This window comes from Frateuria sp., from assembly GCF_035943815.1.
GTDB lineage: Bacteria > Pseudomonadota > Gammaproteobacteria > Xanthomonadales > Rhodanobacteraceae > Frateuria_A.
Map to the genome: position 1 here is coordinate 23,339 of NZ_DASZBU010000005.1, position 23,522 is coordinate 46,860.

17 protein-coding genes and 2 pseudogenes are annotated in these 23,522 nt (G+C 69.2%); 11 read left to right on the forward strand and 8 right to left on the reverse strand.

From position 1 onward, the window contains the following. Positions 1–12 precede the first annotated feature (12 nt). Genes VGU65_RS01780 through VGU65_RS01790 form a run of 3 tightly spaced genes read right to left on the reverse strand, consistent with a single transcriptional unit; the run spans position 13 to position 3,796 of the window. Positions 13–1,320 carry a c-type cytochrome gene (locus VGU65_RS01780; protein ID WP_327472449.1) on the reverse strand — a complete coding sequence of 436 codons (1,308 nt, stop codon included), beginning with the start codon at positions 1,318–1,320 and terminating at the stop codon, positions 13–15. Then, positions 1,317–3,077 carry a GMC family oxidoreductase gene (locus VGU65_RS01785; protein ID WP_327472450.1) on the reverse strand — a complete coding sequence of 587 codons (1,761 nt, stop codon included), beginning with the start codon at positions 3,075–3,077 and terminating at the stop codon, positions 1,317–1,319. Before VGU65_RS01785 ends, VGU65_RS01780 begins: the two co-directional genes overlap by 4 nt. Further along, a complete protein-coding gene (locus tag VGU65_RS01790) occupies positions 3,077–3,796 on the reverse strand; it encodes a gluconate 2-dehydrogenase subunit 3 family protein (protein ID WP_327472451.1) in 720 nt (239 codons plus the stop codon). The genes VGU65_RS01785 and VGU65_RS01790 overlap by 1 nt, the downstream gene beginning before the upstream one ends. A 354-nt stretch (positions 3,797–4,150) precedes the next feature. Here VGU65_RS01790 and VGU65_RS01795 point away from each other — a divergent pair, with 354 nt between their 5' ends. The 8 genes from VGU65_RS01795 (at position 4,151) to VGU65_RS01830 (ending at position 11,742) form a co-directional block, all read left to right on the forward strand. Continuing rightward, a complete protein-coding gene (locus VGU65_RS01795) occupies positions 4,151–4,576 on the forward strand; it encodes a response regulator (protein ID WP_327472452.1) in 426 nt (141 codons plus the stop codon). 143 nt (positions 4,577–4,719) lie between these two features. Beyond that, on the forward strand, positions 4,720–6,663 hold the full coding sequence (locus VGU65_RS01800) for a hybrid sensor histidine kinase/response regulator (protein ID WP_327472453.1): 1,944 nt from the start codon (positions 4,720–4,722) through the stop codon (positions 6,661–6,663). A gap of 133 nt (positions 6,664–6,796) precedes the next feature. Beyond that, positions 6,797–7,066 (forward strand): hypothetical protein, encoded by a 270-nt coding sequence (locus tag VGU65_RS01805; RefSeq protein ID WP_327472454.1) that lies wholly within the window; start codon positions 6,797–6,799, stop codon positions 7,064–7,066. Positions 7,067–7,122: 56 nt separating this feature from the next. Beyond that, positions 7,123–8,106 carry a BON domain-containing protein gene (locus tag VGU65_RS01810; protein ID WP_327472455.1) on the forward strand — a complete coding sequence of 328 codons (984 nt, stop codon included), beginning with the start codon at positions 7,123–7,125 and terminating at the stop codon, positions 8,104–8,106. A 259-nt stretch (positions 8,107–8,365) separates the two neighbouring features. Beyond that, positions 8,366–9,706 carry a sigma-54-dependent transcriptional regulator gene (locus VGU65_RS01815; RefSeq protein ID WP_327472456.1) on the forward strand — a complete coding sequence of 447 codons (1,341 nt, stop codon included), beginning with the start codon at positions 8,366–8,368 and terminating at the stop codon, positions 9,704–9,706. Then, positions 9,706–10,422, forward strand: coding sequence for a sensor histidine kinase (locus VGU65_RS01820; protein ID WP_327472457.1), 717 nt, complete (start codon positions 9,706–9,708; stop codon positions 10,420–10,422). The genes VGU65_RS01815 and VGU65_RS01820 overlap by 1 nt, the downstream gene beginning before the upstream one ends. Positions 10,423–10,725: 303 nt before the next feature. Further along, positions 10,726–11,049: a KGG domain-containing protein gene (locus VGU65_RS01825; protein ID WP_327472458.1), complete on the forward strand. Its 324-nt coding sequence runs from the start codon at positions 10,726–10,728 to the stop codon at positions 11,047–11,049. 51 nt (positions 11,050–11,100) lie between these two features. After that, positions 11,101–11,742 (forward strand): DUF4142 domain-containing protein, encoded by a 642-nt coding sequence (locus VGU65_RS01830; RefSeq protein WP_327472459.1) that lies wholly within the window; start codon positions 11,101–11,103, stop codon positions 11,740–11,742. A gap of 220 nt (positions 11,743–11,962) precedes the next feature. Here VGU65_RS01830 and VGU65_RS01835 read toward each other — a convergent pair whose 3' ends face one another. Beyond that, positions 11,963–12,835 (reverse strand): alpha/beta hydrolase, encoded by an 873-nt coding sequence (locus VGU65_RS01835; protein WP_414655781.1) that lies wholly within the window; start codon positions 12,833–12,835, stop codon positions 11,963–11,965. 120 nt (positions 12,836–12,955) lie between these two features. Between VGU65_RS01835 and VGU65_RS15695 the strand changes: the two are divergent. Both VGU65_RS15695 and VGU65_RS01840 read left to right on the forward strand, forming a co-directional pair. Further along, a pseudogene (locus VGU65_RS15695) lies at positions 12,956–13,627 on the forward strand (DEAD/DEAH box helicase); the annotation flags it as partial. Positions 13,628–13,729: 102 nt separating this feature from the next. Beyond that, positions 13,730–17,587: pseudogene (locus VGU65_RS01840) on the forward strand (Lhr family helicase); the annotation flags it as partial. 13 nt (positions 17,588–17,600) lie between these two features. On the opposite strand, the gene VGU65_RS01850 reads toward VGU65_RS01840, so the two are convergent. Continuing rightward, a complete protein-coding gene (locus VGU65_RS01850) occupies positions 17,601–17,972 on the reverse strand; it encodes a nuclear transport factor 2 family protein (RefSeq protein ID WP_327472461.1) in 372 nt (123 codons plus the stop codon). 108 nt (positions 17,973–18,080) lie between these two features. Then, positions 18,081–19,955, reverse strand: a complete 1,875-nt coding sequence (locus tag VGU65_RS01855; RefSeq protein ID WP_327472462.1) for an MFS transporter — start codon at positions 19,953–19,955, stop codon at positions 18,081–18,083. A 215-nt stretch (positions 19,956–20,170) separates the two neighbouring features. Here VGU65_RS01855 and VGU65_RS01860 point away from each other — a divergent pair, with 215 nt between their 5' ends. Beyond that, a complete protein-coding gene (locus VGU65_RS01860) occupies positions 20,171–20,581 on the forward strand; it encodes a TonB-dependent receptor (RefSeq protein ID WP_327472463.1) in 411 nt (136 codons plus the stop codon). A gap of 3 nt (positions 20,582–20,584) precedes the next feature. On the opposite strand, the gene purD is transcribed toward VGU65_RS01860, so the two are convergent. Both purD and VGU65_RS01870 read right to left on the reverse strand, forming a co-directional pair. After that, positions 20,585–21,868, reverse strand: coding sequence for a phosphoribosylamine--glycine ligase (gene purD / locus VGU65_RS01865; RefSeq protein ID WP_327472464.1), 1,284 nt, complete (start codon positions 21,866–21,868; stop codon positions 20,585–20,587). Positions 21,869–22,035: 167 nt separating this feature from the next. Continuing rightward, positions 22,036–23,415 carry an AMP-binding protein gene (locus VGU65_RS01870; RefSeq protein WP_327472465.1) on the reverse strand — a complete coding sequence of 460 codons (1,380 nt, stop codon included), beginning with the start codon at positions 23,413–23,415 and terminating at the stop codon, positions 22,036–22,038. Between the last annotated feature and the right edge of the window lie 107 nt (positions 23,416–23,522).

A 23,522-nucleotide genomic window follows, 5' to 3' on the forward strand; every position in this document is an offset into this window, starting at 1 on the left:
GAGGAGGCCAGGCTAGCCACCCGGCGACTTGCGCAGCGTCTTGCGCAGGTCTTCCACGTGGCCGGCGTCCACTGCCTCCGCCTGGTTGCCCCACGCGTTGCGGATGTAGGTGGTGAGGTCGGCGATCTGCGCGTCGTCGAGGTGATCGGCGAAACCCTGCATGGCCAGACCGGTGGGATCGCCGCTCTTCGTGACCGGGATGCGTGCGCCCTGCAGGATCACCCCGATCAGCGTGTCGGCACTCCTGGCCTGTACCGCGCTGCTCTGGCGCAGTGGCGGGAAGGCGCCCAGCTCGCCTTGCCCCTGGGCGAGGTGGCAGCCGGCGCAGTTGTCGACGTACAACGCCGCGCCGCGGTCGAGCGTGCCGTGATCGACGCGACCCGCCGATGCCTCCTTCGGCGTGGGCAGGCTCTTGAGGTAGACGGCGATCGCCCGGCGGTCGGCCTCGCTCATGTACTGCGTGGACTGCTCGACCACCTCGGCCATGGGCCCGGCGGCGGCGGTGCGATCGTTCCGACCGGTGCCCAGATACTGCACGATGTCCTGTTCGCTCCAGCTTCCCAGCCCATCGCGCGCGCCGCCGGCCAGGCTCGGCGCAAAGGCGTTCTCGGCGTAGCCACCGGAGAACGGGTCGTCCATGTCGGTGGCGCCGGCGAAATTTCTCTTGCTGTGGCAGGCGCCGCAGTGGCCCGCGCCCTGGACGAGGTAGGCGCCGCGATTCCATTGCGCCGAGCGCTTCGGGTCGCTCCGGTAGGTGCCGTCCTGGAAATACATGCCGTCCCACGCTGCCATGACGCCGCGCTGGTCGAGTGGCCACGGCAGCTCGTTGTGCCGCTTGGCCTGGCGCACCGGCGCGAGCGTGTCGAGGTAGGCCTTGATCGCCCGCACGTCGTCGCGACTCAGGCGCGTGTACCAGGGATAGGGAAAGGCCGGGTACAGGTGATTGCCTTCGCGGTCGATGCCCTCGTGCATGGCGCGATAGAAGTCGGCGTCGTTCCAGTCACCGATGCCGGTTTCCATGTCGGGGGTGATGTTGCTGGAGTAGATCGTCCCGAACGGCGTGGGGATCGCACGATCGCCGGCGAACGGCGTGCCGCCGGGGGCGGTATGGCAGGCCGCGCAGTCGCCGATGCGCACCAGGTAGCGGCCGCGCGCGATGTCGCCGTAGGGGCCGGGGCTCATGCGCTCGCCAAGCTTGATGGCCGAGGGCGCCGCCAGATCGCGGTCATGGGTGCAGGCGGTGCAGAGCGCGGCGGCGAGCACCAGGCCCATGAGCGCCGCGGCCCTTCGCAAGGCCGCCCCTTGCGCACGCGCTCTCATGTCGCCACCAGCGGGCCGGGGTTCTTCAGGTAGCGCTTCATCGCCTCGGCCGACCAGTAGGTCAGCGCACCGACGGTGCCGGTGGGGTTGTAGCCGGCGTTCTGCGGAAACACGCTCGAGCCCATCACCCACAGGTTCGGCACGTCCCAGCTCTGCAGGAACCGGTTGACGACGCTGGTCTTGGGGTCGGTGCCCATCACCGCGCCGCCGGTGTTGTGAGTGGTCTGGTAGGGCACGATCGAGTAGGGACCCTGACGCTTCTTCACGTGCACGCTGGCGCCGGGGATCGCGCGGCCGATCGTGGCGGCCTGGTCGGTGAGGAAATCCGACATCTTGTGTTCGTTGGGCTGGAAATCGAAGGTCAGCCGCAACAGCGGGTTGCCGTACGCATCGCGCCAGGTGGGGTCCAGGTCCAGGTAGCTTCCGCGGTAGCTCATCACGCTGCCGTGGGTGGCGATCGAGCATGCGGTGAGGTAGTTCTCGTGCATCGCCTGCTTCCAGCCCGCGCCCCACTTGGCCGCATGCTCCGGCAGGTAGTGCTGCAGGATCGGCCGCCCGCCGGTATTCCACAGCGCGACGTAGCCGCCGCCGATGAAGCCGTGCGGGCCGTGGTCGAAATTGTCGCCGTTGAACTCGTCGATCGCCTGACCCAGCGCGCCGGCGCCCATGAAGGGGTTGAGGCGCTCTTTCTGGAACACGTCCACCGAGGAGGTGATCTGGTAGGCGTAGTTGCGCCCGACCACGCCGGTGTTGGCGACCGGGTCGTAGGGCTGGCCGATCTTGGAGAGCAGCAGCAGGTGCACGTTGTGCTGGGCGAAGGCGCACAGCACCACCATCTCGGCCGGCTGCTCGATCTCGTTGCCGTCGACGTCGACATAGGTGACGCCGGTGGCGCGCTTGCCGCTGCCGTCGGTGTTGACGCGGGTGACGTTGCAATGGGTACGGAAGTGGAAGTTCTCCTTCTTCAGCAGCACCGGCAGGATCGTCGTCTGCGGACTGGCCTTGGAGTAGTTGCCGCAGCCGAACCACTCGCAATAACCGCAATAGGTGCACTGGCCCATCTGCACGCCGAGCGGGTTGCGGTACGGCCGCGAGGCGTTGGCGGCAGGGCAGGGAAACGGCTTGAAGCCGGCCTCGCGCGCGGCCTTGTCGAACAGCACGGTGGAGGCGCTGCGCTCCAGCGGCGGCAGCGGATAGCCGCGTGTGCGCGGCCCCTCGAAGGGGTTGCCGCCGGCCACGAGCTGGCCCTTGACGTTGCCGGCCTGCCCGGAGACGCCGCACAGGTACTCGAAGCGGTCGTAGTAGGGCTCCAGCTCGTCGTAGCTGACGCCCCAGTCCTGCAGGTTCATGTCGGCCGGGACGAAGCCTTTGCCGTAGCGCTGCTCGGTGTGCGAGCGGATCACGAAGTCCTGCGGCAGGAAACGCCAGCACTGGCCGTTCCAGTGCACGCCCGCACCACCCACGCCCGACGCGGGCAGGAACGAGCCCAGGTGGCGCATCGGCAACGCGGTCTGGCTGGCGTTGTTGCGGAAGGTCAGCGACTCGCGCTCGGGCGCCTCGAAGATCTGCTTGCGCACCGCATAGCGCAGCTCGTCCTGGATGTGGTCGGTGGCGAAGTCCGGCACGGTGTCCCGCCAGGCGCCCCGCTCCAGCGCCAGGACCTGCACGCCGGCATCGGTGAGTTCCTGCGCGATGATCGAGGCGGTCCAGCCGAAGCCAACCAGCACTACGTCCACCGGTGGCATGCGCCTGGCCATCAGCCCACGTCTCCGGCATGGGCAAGCGCCGCGGTGGGCGCGCGGCCGATCAGGCTCACGAAGGGCTGCTGGTAGGGCTGGCCGAACTGGCCGATCTCGCGCACGTAGTTGTAGCGGGGGCCGGGGAAGCCGATCAGCTTCCAGCCGGCGAAGTCGCGGTTGCCGCCGTAGGCCGGGTCGGCCAGGTAGCCTTCCTGGGTGTTCTGCCAGAGCAGGTTGAAGAAGGTCTTCGACGGCAGGTCGCCAAGGTCCATCTTGCCGTCCTCCAACGCATGCAACACGGCGTCCTGCTGTCCGGCGCCGAGCTTGGCGAAGGGCTGCTGGTACTGCTTGCGGCAATATGCGTCGATGCCGGCGATGGCATGGCGGTATACCTGCGCGGGGGTGTAGCGCAGCTGGTAGCCCTGGCTGTCCACGCCGCTGGGCCAGGGGCCCTGCATGTACCAGCGCTCGGCGCGACCGTAGGGACCGGCCAGCTGCAGATCGATGAAGGTGGGTACGCCGGCCTGGTCGGCGCCGGGACCTAGCGCATCGGCAGGAATCAGCCGCGCCACGGCGGCACGTATGAAATCCATTTCCTCCGTGGCCAGGAAGGCGTTGGGCGAGGCGGCGTGCACGCCGCTTCCGCCGGGGCCGCCGCACGCGCAGAGCGTCATGCCTGCGGGAACCGCCACGCCCAAGAGTCTCAGGAATTCCCGGCGTGCCGGATCGTGCCCCACGTCTGCCTCCTCCCTTGCTTTGGACATAGGAGCCTAGGCAGGTCACAGTGAAGGAAGGGCGTCATCCCGGTGAAAGGAGGGTGGTAGCGCGTCGAAAACTCTTGCGTTCCACGCAGCCAATTGCGCTCTTGCCGCCGGGACCGCATCCCTTCGTCAACGCCCTTTCTCGGTTTCTTGCAAATGCACGCGGCCGGTGTGTTCGCGTGTAGTGCACGGGGACATCAACATTTGTAAACTGAAACCAGAAGATCGCATGCTTAACGCTTGACGCAGCAAGGCTTTAACCTGCACGCTTCCGTCACTTGTGTGTGGTCAGAATTCACGGTTCTGGCCGCGCGAGCGTGTGGAGGGGTCATGGCGAAGGACAACCTTGTGTTGTTAGTGGAGGACGACTCGGACACGCGCGAAGTCATGGCGCTGCTGCTCGATGCGGCCGGCTACCAGGTGTTGTCCGCGCGCGACGCCAAGAGCGGCATCCAGTTGATGGACGAGCAGCCCCAGATCGATGTGATCGTCACCGACGTCAACATCGGCGGCGGCCAGGACGGCATCAGCATGACCGAGGAACTGCGCCGGCGCGGATCGAACGCCGCCGTGGTGGTGATCTCGGGCGACCCGGAAGCGTCCAGCGACCGCCTGGGTCCCACCGCCACCTTCCTGCCCAAGCCGTACGACCGCAAGGCGCTGCTGGCCGCCATCGCCGATGCCCGTGCGAAGAACGCCCGCGCCTGCGCCGTCGCCGACGGCGGCCTGCCGCCGTATCCTGGTGCATCCCACTAGGCATTGAGGTAGGTTCGGTTGAGGTCGGCCAGGCGGAACGCGGTCGCCCAGAGGCGACCGCAATCCCCCTCTCCGGGGACGAGACACCGATGACATCGTCATGGACGGCCGTGGCGCGGTACCTGCTGTGCAAGGACGGTGGCATGCAAACGAGCGGGACCAACCCCTACCAGTTGCTGGTCCAGTCCATCCTGGACTACGCCATCTTCATGGTCGATCCGCAGGGCCGCGTCCGCAGCTGGAACGCGGGCGCGGAGCAGATCCACGGCTACCGCCCGGCCGATATCGTCGGTCGCCCGTTCGCCCTGCTGCACACCGAGCAGGAGCGCGCCGGTGGTCGCCCCGAGCTGATCCTGCATATGGCCGCCGCGCACGGACGCTTTCAGGAGGAGGCTGAGCGGCTGCGCCGCGACGGCAGCCGCTTCTGGGGACACATGGTCTGCGACGCGGTGCGCGACGAGCACGGACACCTGCTTGGCTTCGCAATGGTCACCCGCGACATCACCGAGCGTCGCCATACCGAGCAGCGGCTGCGCGAGGTGGAAAGGCGCTTCCGCCTGTTCGTCGACGGCGTCACCGACTGCGCGATCTGCATGCTCGACCCCAACGGCATCGTCACCGACTGGAACGCCGGCGCCGAGCGCATCAAGGGCTATGCCGCCGCCGAGATCATCGGCCGCCCGCTGGCGCGCTTCTTCGTCAACCCGCAGGTGGCGCAGACGGCCATGACGGTGGCCGCCGAAAGCGGACGCTACGACATGGTCGACTGGCAGGTGCGCAAGGACGGCTCGCGCTTCATGGCCGAGATCGCCATCGACGCCATCCGCGACAGCGACGGCCAGCTGCTGGGCTTCGCCAAGATCACCCGCGACATCACCGAGCGGATCGAGGCCGAGCGCCGCCTGGAGGACACCCGTGCGCAGCTGTTCCAGTCGCAGAAGATCGAGGCGCTGGGCCAGCTCACCGGCGGTATCGCGCACGATTTCAACAATCTGCTGCAGGGCATCATCGGCTCGCTCGAGGTGGTGCAGATGCGCCTGGCGAGCGGGCGCCAGGACGTGGATCGTTTCCTGGGTAATGCCATCGACTCGGCCAAGCGCGCAGCCACGCTGACGCATCGCCTGCTCGCCTTCGCGCGGCGCCAGCCGCTGGCGCCCAAGAGCGTGAGCCTCAACGACCTGGTCACGCAGATCGCCGAGTTGCTGCCGGCCACGCTGGGCGAACGGGTGGAGCTGAAGCTCGACCTGGCGCCCGCGTTGGTGCCGGTGTTGTGCGATCCGAACCTGCTGGAAAGCGCGTTGCTCAACCTGGCCATCAACGCGCGCGATGCGATGCCTGACGGTGGCCGCCTGACCATCCGTACCGGCTCGGTGCCGCCCGGCGAAGGGCCGCTGCGGCGTCCGCACAGCCTCAGCGATGCGCCCACCCTGCTGCTGCAGGTATCCGACACCGGCGTGGGCATGGCGCCCGAGGTGCGCGCGCGGGCGTTCGACCCTTTCTTCACCACCAAGCCCAAGGGCCGCGGCACCGGCCTGGGGCTGTCGATGATCCATGGCTTCGTCACCCAGTCGCGGGGCGCGATCGAGCTGGAGAGCGCACCGGGCCAGGGCACCACCGTATCGATCTACCTGCCCAGCGGCGAGCGGCGCAGCATGCGCTCCAATGACGCGCGCGAAACGGGCGCGCGCTGGGAGCCGGCCGCCGGTGAAACCGTCCTGCTGGTGGAAGACGAGGACGTGGTGCGCGAGCTGGTCGCCGGCAAGCTGCGCGAGCTGCACTACCGCGTGCTGGAAGCGCGCGACGGTCACAGCGGACTGGCGGCGATCGAGTCGGGCGAGCGCATCGATCTGATCGTTTCAGACATCGGCCTGCCCGGGCTGAGCGGTCTGCAGATGGTCGAGGTCGGGCGCCACCGCCGGCCCGGCCTCAAGGTGCTGTTCGTCACCGGCTATGCCGAGACGATGCCGGAGGACTGGACGCCCGATGCCGATACCGATCTGCTGACGAAGCCGTTCGAATTCGACATGCTGGTGCAGCGCATTCGCGCGTTGCTGCCCAGCCCGCTCGTCCGCGCTCAGAACCCCTGAAACCGCCGGCCGGCAGGGATCAGGCCCGGCCGTCACGCCGGACGGCCGGGCCCGCCTGAACCGCGGCAGGCGTCCAGCACGGCCTTGGCACGTGGCTTGTATGACCGGGAGTGCTCCTCCGCGAGGACTTCCCATGCAAATGTTCCTGCCCTGCCCGCCGCCCGTCGCGATCCGCATGCCGCGCATCGGCCCCATCGGCGGCATGACGCCGTCCAAGCCGGTGGGCGATCCCGAGTCGCTGCCGCCGGACCCCACACCGCCGCAACCCTACGAGCCGGGCGACCCGGTGCGTGCGCCCAGGCCGCGCGAACCCGACCAGCCGGCGATCGATCCGCACGATCCGGGCATGCCCATGCCGCGCATCGACGATCCGGCCGCGCCCGCTTTGTGCTGGTTCAACTGAAGCAAAAAGTCGGCATACGGCTGCAAATTTTTCGCGCATATCCTTAAGGAGCTCCCATGAGCCGACATGACCACGACGACCCGCAACGCGGCCCGCGCGTCCCCGACGAACGGCGCGACCCGTACGAGGCCCGGCGCCACGTGCGTACTTTCGGCGACGAGGACGAAATGGCCGCCGAACATCCATGGCGCGCCGCCCACCCACAGCAGGAGCGGGGCGGCACGCGCAGCCCGCGCTGGAGCGAGCAGCCCGCACGCTACGGCGGCGGCTACCGTGAGGACGAGTTGTGGAGCGGCCACCGCGGCGATGCACGCTATGGCCTGGACACCGACAACGAACGCGCCTACGGCCAGCGCCAGCACCAGGGTGGCCGCCACAGCCATGGCCAGTGGCAGCAGCCCCAGCGCGATTACGGCCGCGACATCCATGGCCAGGACAACAGCGGCTATGGCGCAGAACGTTCCTATGGCCAGGGCGGCTCGCAGGACGACGCGCGCGCCGACTACGCCCACGCCAGCTGGACGCAGGAACACGACTACCAGGGCCCGCGCTACGGTTCGGGCTCCCGCGCCGGACGCGATCCCAGCGGTGACCAGTACGCCCGCACCGACACCTATGGCGGCGCCGGCTTTCGCCAGGAAGGCAAGCGCTACTGGTTCGACGAAGGCGACCAGCGCGGCGCGTTCCGCGGCACTCGCCCGCGCGGCTACGAGCGCAGCGACGAACGGCTCCGCGAACTGGCGTGCGAACGCCTCACCGAGGCCGATTTGGATGCCAGCGACATCGAAGTGAAGGTGAGCCAGGGTACGGTCACGCTCGAAGGCAGCGTCCCCGCGCGCTGGATGAAGCACCAGGCGGAGGACATCGTCGACGACCTGGGCAGCGTCAAGGACATCCAGAACCACCTGCGCGTGAGCCAGCGCGACACCACGCGACCCGGCACGGCAAGTTCGGGTGGTTCGCCCGCGCCCGGCAGCACCGGCGCCGCCGGTGGCGGCCTCGCGCCAGGCAGCGACACCGGGGCCCGCAGCAGGCACTGACGCGCCGCGCCGCCTGCAAGGCACATCACGGCCGCACCGAACGCCTGCGCGCGCGGCGCACGCCAGCGAACGCGCCGCTCTCTCGAACAACTCTTCGACGCAGCTTGCACTTCGCTTGCGGCATCGTCGGTGTCGTCCACGCCGACATGCCAAGCGCTCCGCAGCCGCGGTTGCCGCCGTGGACGCATGGGTACGCCTCGGCGGCCTGCTTCTTTCAATGCGACAGCCTCCGGGTCATGCGACCCCTTCCGGTGAAATTGTGCCGACGACCGCTTCCATCCTGCTCGTTGACGACGATCCCAAATTCCTAGACGTGGTAACCGCCTTCGCCGAACCGAAAGACTGCTCCGTCTGCGGCGCAGCCAGCCTGGCGCACGCTCTGAAGCTCACCACCGAGGCGCACTTCGACCTGGTGCTGCTTGATCTTTCGCTGCCCGACGGCAACGGCCTGGAATTGATCGCCAAGCTCGACCCGCAACAGACCGGCCAGGTGGTCGTGATCACCGGGCATCCCTCGGTGGAAACCGCCGTGCAGGCCTTGCAGCTGCCGGTGCTGGACTACCTCATCAAGCCGGTCGAAGGCGACCAGCTCAATCGCCTGCTCGACCAGGCGGTCGCCGCGGCCAAGCTGCGCGCCGCCACTGCGCAGGCGAGCGAGCGCTGCGGCGAATTGATCGGCGCCAGCGCGGTGATGCAGCGATTGTTCGAGAAGATCCGTCGCGTCGCGCCGCTGGACGTCACCGTGCTCATCCATGGTGAGAGCGGTACCGGCAAGGAACTGGCCGCGCGTGCATTGCATCAGTACAGCGAGCGCAGCGGCCGCTTCGTTGCGGTCAACTGCGGCGCGATTGCGCCAGACCTGCTGACCAGCCAGCTGTTCGGCCATGAGCGCGGCAGCTTCACCGGCGCGATCAAGGACCACGCCGGCTTCTTCGAGCAGGCGCAGGGCGGCACGCTGTTCCTGGACGAATGCACCGAGATGCCGCTGCAGTTGCAGACCCACCTGCTGCGCGTGCTGGAAGAGCGCGACGTGACCCGCGTGGGCGCCAGCGCCAGCAAGCCCGTGGACGTGCGCGTGATCGCCGCGACCAATCGCGACCCCTTGCAGGCGGTGCGTGATGGCCTGCTGCGTGCGGACTTGTACTACCGGCTGATGGATTTCCCCTTGGCGATGCCGCCGCTGCGCGAGCACCCCAGCGACATCCCGTTGCTGGCGCAGCGCTTCCTGGACCGCCTCAACGAGCGCTACGGCACCAGCCGCCGCTTCGCGCCCGACGCCATGCGCCGTCTATTGGTCCACGACTGGCCCGGCAACGCGCGCGAGCTCAAGCACGCGGTGCAGCGCGCCTGGGTGATGTCCGGCGACGAGCTGGACATGCACATCGCCCAGCCGCCGCAGTATCCGTTGCACCAGGCGCACGACCACGGCAGCATGCCTTTCCGCGTGGGCATGACCATCGACGAGATGGAAAAGCAGATGCTGCTGCGCACCCTTGCGCATTTCGACAACGACAAAACGCGGACGGCCGAGGCGCTGGGGGTCAGCCTCAAGACCATCTACAACAAGCTGTCGCGCTACCAGCACGAAGACCGCGAATGATGAACGCACGCCCGGCCAGCCCCTCCATTACCCCCATTCCCCTGCCGCTGCCGACCACGCTGCAAGCGCTCGACGCATCCTCCGCGGAGCAGGCGATCACCCGCTTGTTGCAGCAGGTAAGCCTGCAATGGCACGCCGAGGTCTGCCTGCTGGTCGCGCCGCACCGACCCAGCGGACAGGGCCGCTACTGCTGGTCATTGCCGCCACCGCCGCCCTCGCGGCGCGAGGCGCGGGCGCTGGCTTCGCACCTGGCCGGGCAGTCGCTGCGCTCCTCGCTATGCGTGGAACGCAGCGATGCGCGCGAACGCGGCGGCAACGTCCGCCTGCGCGCGATCGCCTTGCCTTGTCGGCGCGCGCGCCGCCCAGCGGCGGCGCTCGGCCTGGCGCTGTACCGGCCGCGCACGCTCGACAGCGAGGATCGTGCCGCGCTTGCTCACGTCGGCGCGTGGCTGGCCGTACTGCTGCAGCGCGAGCGGCGCGAGGCCGACGCACAGGAGCAATGCGCCAACCCGGTCTCGGTCGTCGACGCGATCAACAACGCGCTCAACGTCATCCTGATGCGCACCGACCTGGCCGCGCTGATGCTCGAGCGCAAGGAGCACGCCGGCGTGCTCACCCTGCTCGATCAGATCGGCAATGGCTGCCTGCGCTGCGCCGAGCTCGCCCGCGGCCTGCTCGGCGAGCCGCGTCCGGTCCGCCGAAGCGATCTCCACTAGTCGATGCGAGCGGACTCGACGGGCATGTGCCGTCGAAACGTCTAGCCTTGCTGCACGCGGCCGTCACCGCGCCTAGCTGCGCGCCACGGCAACTTTTCCAAGCGGCTTTGTAGTTTTGCCGCGACCGCTTGCGAGCAGGCGCGACAGCATCTGGCCTGTCGGCGACGTTGCAGACCTAACGGCGGCGTTCGGCGCACTTTCGGGCTGGCATGGATGTTGCGACCACACGGCAGCCGCCGCGCAACGCGGTGCGCCGTCGGGTTCTACCCGACGTTCCCCCGAACGGAAGAAGAGAGCACCGACATGTCCAGCAAGAACCCAGGCAGCGGCACCAGCAAGCGCGGCTTCGCCAGCATGGACGAGGAGCGCCAGCGCGAGATCGCCAGCGAAGGCGGCCGTGCGGCGCACGCCAGCGGCCACGCCCACCAGTTCACGTCCGAGGAAGCACGTCGCGCCGGCCAGAAGGGCGGCGAAGCCGTGAGCTCCAACCGCGAGCACATGGCCGCGATCGGCCGCAAAGGTGGCGAAGCCAGCCACGGCCGCCGCAGCGGCGAGGAAAGCAACCGCGGCAACACTCAGCAGGCCAAGGCCGGCCGCGAGGGCTCCAAGAACGAGGAAGAAGATTGACCGCGCCGTGCAAAAACCCAGGGCGCGCAAACCAACCACGAGGAAACCGACATGATCATCCGACGCATCAGCATGATGCTCGGCACGCTGTTGCTGGCCGGCCTGGCCTGCGTGGCGTTCGCCCAGAGCAGCAGCAGTCCCGGCACCATGAGCAAGAGCAAGAGCGGCACCAGCAAGGACGCCATGTTCATGCGCCATGCGGCGGCCGACAGCCTGGCGGAGATCCAGATGGGCCGCATCGCGCTGGACAGGTCCTCCTCCGCTCGGGTGAAGGAGCTGGCCCAGCGCATCGTCGACGACCACACCAAGGCGAATGATCAGTTGATGAGCATCGCCCAGCGCCAGCAGGTCACCCTGCCGACCGAGCCGACGCCGGCGCAGAAGCATGAGGCCGACAAGCTCAAGGCGATGAGCGGCACCGCTTTCGACAAGGCCTACGCCAGGGCGATGGTGAAAGACCACCGCAAGGCGATCAAGATGTTCGGCATGGAAAGCCAGAAGGCGAGCGACGATGACGTCAAGCAGTTCGCCAGCACCACCTTGCCTGTGCTCAAGACGCACATGGAGATGGCCGAAAAGCTCGCCGGCAGCGAAGGCATGCACGGCGGCGCCCGCTCGAAGAGCCATACCGGCAAGCCGATGGACGGCAACGGCTCGATGAGCATGCCAGCCTCGGGCAGCACCACTCACTGATGCCATGAACGCTTCCGCCAGCCAGCGTTGCGCCCACCCGGCCTGCCGCTGCAGCGTGCCCATCGGCGACACCTATTGCTCGGATCACTGCCGCCAGGCGGTGGGCGAGCCCTCGTCGGGCCCCTGCGGCTGCGGCCATACGCCGTGCCAGCCCAAGCCCGCCGAGGGCAAACCGGCCGTTCCGTGAATCAGAGCCCTCCTCGCTAATGCGGGGAGGGCCTCATCGGAGAAGGGCGGGCTGCCCGTGCACCTTGAGCCATCGCGCGAGCAGTGCCAGCACTTCGCCACGCGCCGGCTCCGCCTCGTTGAAGAGCTCGTGGAACAGCGTGTCGAACAGATGCGTGGTCAGCACGCTGGCCGGCGCCGCCGCCGCGAACGCGCGGCTGCCGCCCGCATCTACCAGGCGATCGGCGCCAGCGACGAGCAGCAGGGTGGGCACGGATAGCCGCGGCGCCTCCGCGATGCAGTGCCGACCGCCCGCGAAGATGAAATGCGCCAGTCGAGGTGTGATGCTGCCCGAGCGCAGCGGATCGTCCCGGTAGGACGCCACCACCGCGGCGTCGTGCGAAAGCGCCTCGAACGGCAAGCCGCTGCGCAGCGGCAGGTTGGGCAGCCAGCCCGACAGCTGCCGGGCCAGGGCCTGTTCCCATGCAGGCGCCCAGGTGCGCAGCGCCGGCGAAGAAAGCACCATGGCTGGCGGCGCCACCCCACCATCGATGACCGTATGCAGAGCCACCAGGGCGCCCATGCTGTGCCCGAGCAGCAGCGGCGGCGTCCCCAGCTCCCGGGCGAAGCGCGCGTAGACCTCGACCAGGTCCTCGACCAGTTCCAGCGGTCGGTCAAGCGCGCCGCGCCGACCCGGCGAGCGGCCATGCCCGCGCTGGTCGTAGCCGCGCACTGTGTAGCCGCGCGCGTTGAACCAGCCGGCCAGGCGACCGTAGCGGCCCGCGTGCTCGCCCAGGCCGTGCACGAACAGCACGCCGGCGCTCGCATCCTCGCGCGGCCAGTCGTGCACGCACAGCCATCGGCCATCGGCCAGCGTCAGCCTGCCGAGCAAACCTTCGGTCGTGTGCCATGGTGCATCCACTCGCATGCCTCCGCGCCAGATCCTCCAACGTAGCCCGCCCGCCGTGTCCTGAACAGACATTCGAGGAGCAGGCACTCGAGAGCAGGCGCTCGAAGTATGAGACGCCCGCCCCTATATCATCAGGCGATGCCGCTCGGTCACTTCCATCCCGCCGTCGCGCGCTGGTTCCAGCGCAGCTTTCCCGCGCCCACCGCGGCGCAGGCCGGCGCCTGGCCGAACATCCATGCCGGAGCGCACACGCTGGTGGCCGCGCCGACCGGCTCGGGCAAGACGCTGACCGCTTTCCTCGCCGCGATCGATGCGCTGGTGCGCGAGGGTGTGGCCACCGGTGGCGTGCTGCCGGACGAAACGCGGGTGGTCTACGTCTCGCCGCTGAAGGCCCTCTCCAACGACATCCACATCAACCTGGAAGCGCCGCTGGAGGGTATCCGCGCCGAGCTCCAGGCCGAAGGCCTGCCCGATGTGGCGATCCGCACCGCCGTGCGCACCGGCGACACACCGCAGGCCGAGCGTGCGCTGATGCGCAAGCTCGCCCCGCACATTCTGGTGACCACGCCCGAATCGCTGTACGTGTTGCTGGGCTCGACCTCGGGGCGGGCCATGCTCAAGAGCACGCGTACGGTGATCGTCGACGAGATCCACGCGCTGGCCAATTCCAAGCGTGGCACGCACCTGGCCTTGTCGCTGGAGCGGTTGGAATCGCTGTGCCAGCGGCCGTTGCAGCGGATCGGCTTGTCCGCGACACAGAAGCCGATCGAGGAAGTGGCCCGGTTTCTGGTCGGCGCCCGGAACCAGGGTCCCTCTCCCCTTCAGGGAGAGGGCTGGGGTGAAGGGCGGCTCCTGCCTGAAACTTCCCGGCAAACTACCGGCAATCTCCCCGACCCTTCGGGCCACCTTGTCCTCCCGTCCCCATCCGGTACGGGGGAGAAGGATCTGTCGCGCTGCGCGATTGTTGATGTGGGCCACACCCGCGTGCGGGACCTCGCCATTGAGGTCCCGCCCGTCCCGCTCGAGGCGGTGATGTCCAACGACGCCTGGGACACCGTCTACGAGCGCCTGGCCCAGCTCGCCCGCGAGCACCGCACCACGCTTGTCTTCGTCAACACCCGCCGCATGGCCGAGCGCGCCGCACGCCATCTCGCCGAAAGGCTGGGCAAGGAGGCGGTCGCCGCGCACCACGGCAGCCTGGCCAAGGAGCTCAGGCTCGATGCCGAGCAGCGCCTGAAGCGAGGCGAGCTCAAGCTGCTGGTCGCGACCGCCTCGCTTGAGCTCGGCATCGACATCGGCGACGTCGACCTGGTATGCCAGCTCGCCTCGCCACGTTCGATCGCCGCCTTCCTGCAACGCGCCGGCCGTTCCGGCCACGCGGTGAGCGGCACGCCCAAGGCGCGCCTCTTTCCGACCAGCCGCGACGACCTGCTCGAATGCGCGGCGTTGCTCGATTGCGTGCGCCGTGGCGAGCTCGATGCGCTGGTGCAGCCCGTGCAGCCGCTCGACGTGCTGGCCCAGCAGATCGTCGCCGAGGTCGCCTGCCAGGAATGGGACGAGGATGCGCTGTACGCCCTGGTGCGCGGCGCGCACCCTTATCGTGCGCTGCCGCGCGAGCAGTTCGACGCCATCGTGCGCATGCTCGCCGAAGGCTTCAGCACCCGCCGCGGCGCACGCGCGGCGTACATCCATCGCGACGCGGTGCATCGCCAGCTGCGCGCCCGCCGCAATGCGCGGCTGACCGCGGTGACCTCCGGCGGCACGATACCCGACACCGCCGATTACCTGGTCGTGCTCGAACCCCAATCCACCATCGTCGGCTCGGTCAACGAGGATTTCGCAGTCGAGAGCCTGGCCGGCGACGTGTTCCAGCTGGGCAACACCAGCTACCGCATCCTGCGGGTGGAACGCGATCGCCTGCGCGTGGAGGATGCGCACGGCGCGCCGCCGAGCATCCCGTTCTGGCTGGGTGAGGCGCCCGGGCGCAGCGATGAACTCTCGTACGGCGTGGCCCGCCTGCGCGAGGAGGTGGGCGGGCTGCTCGACGCCGGTGGCGTCGCCGGAGCGGTCGCGTGGCTGCGCAGCACGCTTTCGATGAGCGAGCCGGCCGCGCAACAGCTGGCCGACTACCTCCATCGGGCCAAGGTGGCGCTGGGCGTGCTACCGACCCAGCACACGATCGTGTTCGAGCGCTTCTTCGACGAATCGGGCGGCACCCAGCTGGTGATCCACACCCCCTTCGGCAGCCGGATCAACCGCGCCTGGGGCCTGGCCCTGCGCAAGCGCTTCTGCCGCCAGTTCAATTTCGAGCTGCAGGCGGCGGCGACCGAGGACGCGATCGTGCTGTCGCTCTCGACCAGCCACAGCTTCCCGCTGGAGGAAGTGTCGCGCTACCTGCATTCGAACTCCGCCGAGCACGTGCTGGTGCAGGCGCTGCTGGACGCGCCGCTGTTCCCGGCGCGCTGGCGCTGGAATGCGGTGACCGCGCTGGCGCTGCCGCGCTACACCGGCGGCAAGAAGACCCCGCCGCAGATCCAGCGCATGAAGAGCGAGGACCTGCTCGCCACCGTGTTTCCCGACCAGGTCGCCTGCCTGGAAAACATCGTCGGCGAGCGGCAGATCCCCGACCATCCTCTGGTCAACCAGACCCTGCACGACTGCCTGCGCGAGGCGATGGACGTGGACGGCCTGCTTACCGTGCTGCGCGGCTTCGAAAGCGGCGCCATCAAGGTGGTCGCACGTGACCTCACCGGACCCAGCCCGCTCGCCGCCGAAGTGCTGACGGCCGCACCCTACGCCTACCTCGACGACGCGCCGCTGGAGGAACGCCGCACGCAGGCAGTGCAGAACCGCCGCTGGAACGCCGAGGACGCCGATGATCTGGGCCGGCTGGATCCGGAGGCGATCGCGGCCGTGCGCGAGGAAGCCTGGCCGCAGGTGCGCAGCGCCGACGAGATGCACGAGGCGCTGACCCTGCTGGGTTTCGTCACGGTCGCCGAGGTGGCCCACAACACCGGCTGGCAGGAACGGCTGGAGGCGCTTGCCCGGCATCACCGCGCGACGCGATCGACTCCCGGCCTCTCGGCCGCCCTGTCCGCCGAGGGGCGGGCGGTCGACGGCAGGTGGATCGCGGCGGAACTGCTGCCGCTATGGCAGGCCGTGCTTGCCGAAGCCACCCTGCACCCGCCCATCAGCGCGCCACCGGATTACGCCGCGCAGGCCTGGACCCGAGACGAAGCCTTGCTGGAACTGGTGCGCCGGCGTCTCGGCGGCTCGGGTCCGGTAACGGTCGCGGCGCTCGCCGCCTCGCTCGCCGTCGACTCGACCGACGTCGAGCCGGCCCTGTTGCGCCTGCAGTCCGAAGGCTACGTGATGCAGGGACGCTTCACCCCCGATGCGTCCGGCATCGAGTGGTGCGAGCGGCATCTGCTCGCGCGCATCCACCGCTACACCATCGGCCGGCTGCGCCGCGAGATCGAGCCGGTCAGCCGGCGCGACCTGCTGCGCTTCTACGCGGACTGGCAACACCTGACGCCGGACACCCGCATGGAGGGGCCGGATGGCCTGATCGGCGCCCTGCACCAGCTCGAAGGCTACGAAGCGGCGGCCGGCGCCTGGGAGAGCGAATTGTTGCCCGCGCGAGTAGGCGACTATGCCAGCCGCTGGCTGGACGAGCTGTGCCGTGCCGGCCGCTTCGGCTGGAACCGCCTGCGCACCGGCGGCGGCAGTGCGGGCCCGGTCCGCGCCACGCCGATCGTGCTGCTGCCGCGGCGGCAGATGGCCGTATGGACGTTCATGGCGTCGGACGGGCAGGCGCAGGACGCGCTGCTTTCCTCGCGCGCACAGGCCGTCGCCGACGCCTTGGCCGCGCATGGCGCGCTGTTCTTCGACGAACTGCTCGAGCTGACGCATTTGTTGCGCACCGAGCTGGAGAACGCGCTGGGCGAACTGGTCGCCGCCGGCCGCGTCACCGCCGACAGCTTCGCCGGCCTGCGCGCACTGCTGCTGCCGGCGGCCAAGCGCGAGTCGCGCCCGCACCGGCGCGCGCGGCGACACGCGTTGAGCGAGATCGAGGATGCGGGACGCTGGTCGTTGGCTCGCCCGGTCTTTCTTCCCTCTGGGGAGAAGTTGGCCCAGAACGGGTCGAATGATGGTCCAGGGTTCGCGCGTGGCTCTGTCGGGGGATCACCCCAAGAACGTCCGCTCACCTCAATCCTTTCCCCCATCCCTGATCAAAGCCGGGGGAGAGGAGGCGAACGGGGCGCTTTGCGCCGCATTGATTCCGACGAGGCAGAGCACGTCGCCCGCGTGCTGCTCCGTCGCTACGGCGTCGTCTTCTGGAAGCTGCTCGAGCGCGAAGCCCCGTGGCTGCCGTCCTGGCGCGAGCTGCTGCGCGTGTACCACCGGCTGGAAGCGCGCGGCGAGATCCGCGGCGGCCGCTTCGTCGAGGGCCTGGTCGGCGAGCAGTTCGCGCTGCCGGAGGCGATCGGCGCCCTGCGCGCGGTGCGCAACCGTGCCCCCACGCAGCAACTGGTGTGCGTCAGCGGCAGCGACCCGCTAAACCTGGTCGGCACGGTGCTGGCCGGCGACAAGCTGCCGGCGCTAGCCGGTACCCGCGTGCTGTACGAGGACGGCGTGCCGGTGGCTGCCCTGGTGGCCAACAAGCCGCAGTTCCTGCAGGACGCCGACGGCGCCACCCAGCAGCGATGGCGCAACGCGCTGCTGCGCCGGGCCGGTAGCGAGCCGCACGGCCTCGGCCTGGCCATCTAGCCGACCGAGGCCGTCAGTCGCTGATGTCGGCGATGTGGATCAGCAGCCCGTCATGCACGCGGAACTCGCTGCGGCCGTTCAGCGCGATCATCTGGCCGGCCCGCGCGCCGTTGGGCAGGTCCAGTGCGAACACGCCTTCGAAGGCGATACCCACCTGCGCCATGCCGTCCTTTTCCTCGTAGCGGGTCACCGTCTGCCGCCGGCGGGCGAACAGCGGCAGCGTGCTCTGGGCGAGGCGGCGGAACTCCTCGATGCCTTGCGTGCGCACCGTGGCGACGCCGGCGGTGATGTTCTCGAAAGCCACCTGCGGGTGCAGCGTGGCCAGCATGCCGTCCACGTCAAGGCGGTTGTAGGCGTCGAGATAGCGATCGATCAGGGTGCGCATGCAGGCTCACCGTTTTGGCTTTCGGCAGCATAGCAAGCTCGGGATGCCCGCCCTACCCCGTCGAAAAAGGGTGGGAGTGAGGGTCTGGCCGGGCGGGGACCCGGGCGGCTAGGCCAGCTCGCCACGCAGCTGGCGTACGCGCGCCTCCAGCGCATCCAGGCGCAGCGGTTGCGGTGGTACCGCCGCATCGACCACCAGCTCGACCCGTGCGCGGAAGCGTCGCGGCAGGCGCGCGCGGCCCAGGCGCGTATCGCGCCGGCTCCATACGCTGCCCCACAAACCCCGCAAGGCCATCGGCACCACCGGCACCGGCCGGCGCTCGAGGATGCGCAACATGCCGGGCCGGAACGGCGCGATCTCGCCGTCGCGGGTCAGGCCGCCTTCGGGAAAGATGCACACCAGCTCGCCGGCGGCGAGCGCCTGGTCGATCGCTTCGTAAGCTGCGGCCAGCACCGCCGGATCTTCCTTCTGGCCGGCGATGGGAATCGCCCTGGCAGTGCGGAAAATGAAGTTGAGTACCGGGATGTTGAAGATGCGGTAGTACATGACGAAGCGCGCCGGCCGGCGCAGGTTCGCCATCAGCAGCAGCGGGTCCATGAAGCTGACGTGGTTGCATACCAGCAGCGCCGGCCCTTCCTCCGGAACGTGGCGCATGCCATCGACGCGCACGCGGTAGAGCGCGTTGACCAGCACCCAGGTGATGAAGCGCATCGGGAACTCGGGCACCAGCGTGAAGATGTACGCCGCCACGGCCACGTTGAGCAGCGCCGCGGCCAGGAATATCTCCACCGCGTCCAGGCCCAGCGCACCGAGACCCAGGCCGAAGCCCGCGGCCAGCACGATCAGCAGTGCATTGACGATGTTGTTGCCGGCGATCACGCGCGAAAGCTGCTCGCGCGGCGCGCGCGCCTGCACGAAGGCGAACAGCGGCACGACGTAGAAGCCCGCGAACACGCCGATCAGGGTGAGGTCCAGCACGATGCGCCAGCTTCCCCCGCCGCGCAGGAAGGCCAGCCAGTCCAGCCCATGCGCAACCGCCGCGCCGTGCCGGGCGAAATAGAGGTCCACGCCGAACACGGTCAGGCCGAATGCGCCCAGCGGCACCAGGCCGATTTCCACCCGCCTGCCCGACATGCGTTCGCACAACAGCGCGCCCACGCCGGTGCCGATGGAAAAGAGCGTGAGCACCAGCGTGTTGACCGAACCGTCGCCGCCCAGCGTCTCGCGCGTGTAGTTGGGCAGCTGCGCGATCAGCACCGTGCCGAAGAACCAGAACCAGGAGATCCCCAGCACGGCGTTGAACACGGCGCCATCGCGCCGCACGATGCCGAGCACGCGCGCCGTTTCGCTCAAGGGGTTCCAGTTGAACCTGAGCTGTGGCGCGGTAGCCGGTGCCGCCGGGATGCGCCGGCTAGCCAGGTAGCCGGCCACCGCCACCGCGATGGTGGCGGCTGACGACAGCCACGGTCCGACGCCGGCGACCAACATCAGCGAATTGCCGGCGATCATGCCCACCAGCATCGCCAGCTGCGTGCCCGTCTCGACCAGGCCGTTGCCGCCCACCAGCTCCTCCGGCCTGAGCGCCTGCGGCAGGATTGCGTACTTGATCGGCCCGAACGTGGTCGAGTGCAGTCCCATCAGGAACAACACGGTCAGCAGCAGAGCCGTGTCGTGCGTGAGAAAGCCGACGGCGGCAAGCGCCATCGCGCCGATCTCGAAAAGCTTGACCCAGCGGATGATGCGCGCCTTCTCGTATTTCTCCGCCAGCTGCCCGGCGGTCGCCGAGAACAGGAAGAACGGCAGGATGAACAGCGCCGGCGCCAGATTGGTGTAGAGCGACACGCTCTTGTCGTCCAGACCCATCTGGAACGCCACCAGCATCACCAGCGCATTACGGAAGGCGTTGTCGTTGAACGCACCCAGCGCCTGGGTCCAGAAGAACGGCGCGAAGCGACGCTGGCCGAGCAGGGTGAACTGGCTCATGCGGGTCCTGGTCCGAAGGCTGGCGCTAGCCTAAAGCGCCAGGGCGTCTGCCGCCATCGCGCCAAAGGCGTTGCGGCGAGCATCGGATGGGCATACCTTGCGCCCCGGAAGCCGCGGTTGGGGCCGGCGCGCGCATGACCTCGCCTGCCAGCGGACCTTCCGCGGCGCTCATGGCGCCCGCCCACATGGCGCCTGTGTTTTCGAGGGGAAACACCATGGACTTCAGCCGCAGATACCTGGTTTTTGCCTTGTCCTATGCCGCCATCGGCATGGCGCTGGGCATCTACATGGCCGCCTCGCACGATCACGGGCAGCTGGTCACGCATGCCCACGTGCTGCTGGTGGGTTTCGTGCTCTCGCTGATCTACGGAATCATCCATCGCCTGTGGCTGGATGCGCCGCGCCGTACCCTCGCCAACATCCAGTTCGTGCTGCACCAGCTGGCGGCGGTCGCAATGTTCGTCGGCCTGTTCCTGCTCTACGGCGGCAAGGCCGCCGAAGCCACGCTCGAACCGCTGCTGGGCTTCGGTTCGTCCGGCGTGCTGGCCGGCATGCTGCTGATGCTCTACATGGTGCTGCGGCCAGGGGCCGTGCCCGCCGCCCAGGCGGACAAGGCGGCCGCCTGAGCTTCAGTCTCGCCGCAGTGCCCGGTGCGCGATGTCGCGCCGGCAGAACGCGCCGTTGAAGTGGATCCTGGCGACCGCTTCGTAGGCGTGCTCGCGCGCGGCGGCGAGGTCGTGGCCCAGGGCGCAGACGGTCAGCACGCGGCCGCCGGCGGTGGCCGCGCGGCCTTGCGCGTCCAGCTTGGTGCCGGCATGGAATACCTTCACGGTGGGATCGAACGGGCCTTCCAGACCGCCGATCGGATCGCCGCTGCGCACGCGGCCGGGGTAGCCCTCGGCCGCGACCACCACGCCGATCGAGGGGCGGCTGTCCCACTGTGCGCGGGTGTGCCGCAGCTCGCCGTCCAGCGCGGCCTCGATCAGCTCGACCAGGTCTGACTTCAGGCGCAGCATGATCGGCTGGGTTTCCGGGTCGCCGAAGCGCACGTTGAACTCGATCACCCTGGGCGCCCCGGATTTGTCGATCATCAGCCCGGCGTAAAGAAAGCCGATGAACGGCGCGCCTTCGGAGGCCATGCCGTGCAGGGTCGGCTCGATCACTTCCTTCAGGATGCGTTGCTCGACCGCGCCGGTGACCACCGGTGCCGGCGAGTAGGCGCCCATGCCGCCGGTGTTGGGTCCGAGGTCGCCCTCGTCGCGGCGCTTGTGGTCCTGGCTCGACGCCATCGGCAGCGCGTGGCTGCCGTCGCTCATCACGATGTAGCTGGCTTCCTCGCCCTCGAGGAATTCCTCGATCACCACCCGGGCGGAGGCATCGCCGAAGGCATGGCCGCCCAGCATGTCGTGCAGCGCCTGCTCGGCGTCGGCCAGCGTCAGCGCCACCACCACGCCCTTGCCGGCGGCCAGGCCATCGGCCTTGATCACGATGGGCGCGCCCTGCTCGCGCACGTAGGTCAGCGCGCGGGAGAGCTCGGTGAACACCGCATAGCGAGCAGTGGGAATGTTGTGGCGGAGCAGGAAATCCTTGGCGAAGGCCTTCGATCCCTCCAGCTGTGCCGCGATCGCGCGTGGCCCGAAGATGCGCAGGCCGGCGGCGCGGAAGCGGTCGACCACGCCGGCGACCAGCGGCACTTCCGGGCCGACCACGGTCAAGCCGACCTTCTCGGCCTTGGCCAGCGCTAGCAGACCGTCGAGGTCGTTCATGGCCACCTCGGCGTTGCGTACGCCGCGCTCGCGCGCGGTGCCGGCGTTGCCGGGCGCCACGATCACCTCGCTGACCCGCGGCGACTGCTTGAGCTTCCACGCCAGCGCGTGCTCGCGCCCGCCGCTGCCGATGACCAGGACCTTCATGCCGACTCCACGCGTGTGCGCCCCGCGGCGCAGGCGCGCATTGTAGCCGAGCGCATATGGCTTCCTTGCCCGGCTATGCGCGGGAGACGGAGGCGATTGCTCATGTGCCGCGGCGGGCTCTGGCGTACTTCATCAACCCTCCCGAGAGCCGAGGACTCCAGGCACGATCAGGCGTGGTGGCGGGCGGCCAGTTCCAGCAGCGCGGCGCGGGGCAGTTTGCCGGTCTCGTTGCGCGGCAGCGCTGCGACCCGCAGCAGTGGCCGCGGCAGGAAGACCGGATCGACCGCGCGGCGCAGCGCCTCCATGATGGCGTGCTCGTCCAGCTCCGGCGCCACCGCCAGCGCGGCGATGCGGTGCACGCCCAGCGCATCGCCGCCATCGAGCTGGAACACCACGCCGTCCTGAACGCCGGGGATGGCCAGCAGGCGCCGGGTGAGGTCGCCCAGCGAGGCGCGCTTGCCGGCGATTTCCAGCATGTCGGCCTGGCGTCCGCGCAGGCGGAAACCGCGGCCGTCGGCGGTCAGGGTGACGATGTCGGCCAGCAGACGCGGGGCATCCAGCAGTTGCGGCGCATCGACCTGGGTGCCGTCGGGCTGCGGGTGCAGGTGGACGCCGGCATAGAGCGTCCAGTCCTCTTCGGTCGTGGTGCGGCGGCTGGCGAACACGCAGGTTTCGGTGGAACCGAATACCTCCAGCAGCGGCGCGCCGAAGCGTTGCTCGGCCGCCTGCGCAAGCTCCACCGGCATCGGCGCGGTAGCCGAAACCATGGCCGCCAGTGCCGGCAGCGAAATGCCGGATTCCACCAGTGCGCGCAGGTGTACGGGGGTGGTCACCAGCACGCGTGGCGCCGGCACCTGGGCCAACGCAGCGGCCACGTCGGCGGGAAAGAACGGCCGTCCGGCATGCACGCCGACGCCGCCCAGCAACGGCAGCAGCACGCTCATCTCCATGCCGTACATGTGCTGCGGCGGCACGGTGGCGACCACCGCGAAGCGCTCGCCGACCGCCGCGTGCAGCATCGCCAGGTTGCCGGCGTTGCTGGCATGGAAGCTGTGCCAGGTCTTGGCGTTGGCGCTGGGCGTGCCGGTGGAGCCGGAGGTGTAGCCGATCGCCACCACCTGTTCGCCCGGAATCTGCGGCCAGCCGTCCGCCTCGTCGTCCACCGGCTGCGCCGACAACGCCGGCAACCGGTGGTAGCCGGCCGGCGCCGGATCCAGCGCCTGCTCGCCCAGCGCATAGCAACCCGGATGCGCGGCCATCACCTCGTCCACCGCCTGCGGGGCACGCGAGGAGGGCAGCAGGTTGGCCTGGCCACGCAGCGCGATTGCGCAGAAGGCGACCAGGAAGGCGTAGCGGTCCTCGCACAGGTTCACCGCGGCCCCGGCGCTCGGCAACACGGCGGCGACCTGGCGCACGTGGGCCAGGAACTGCGCGGCGCTGACCGGTTCGCCGTCGCGCCAGGCCAGCACGCGCCCAGGCGTATCTGCACGCAGCAGCACCAGACGCCGTGGCGCCTCGCGCTGGAAAGTGTCGTAAACGATGGCCAAGCCGCTTATCTCCCAGTCCGCCACGTGCCAGACGCACACAGCATGGCCGCCGATCGTCGCAAGTCGGCGTGAACCTTGCGTTTTTCGTTGTCCCGCCGCAGGCCGGG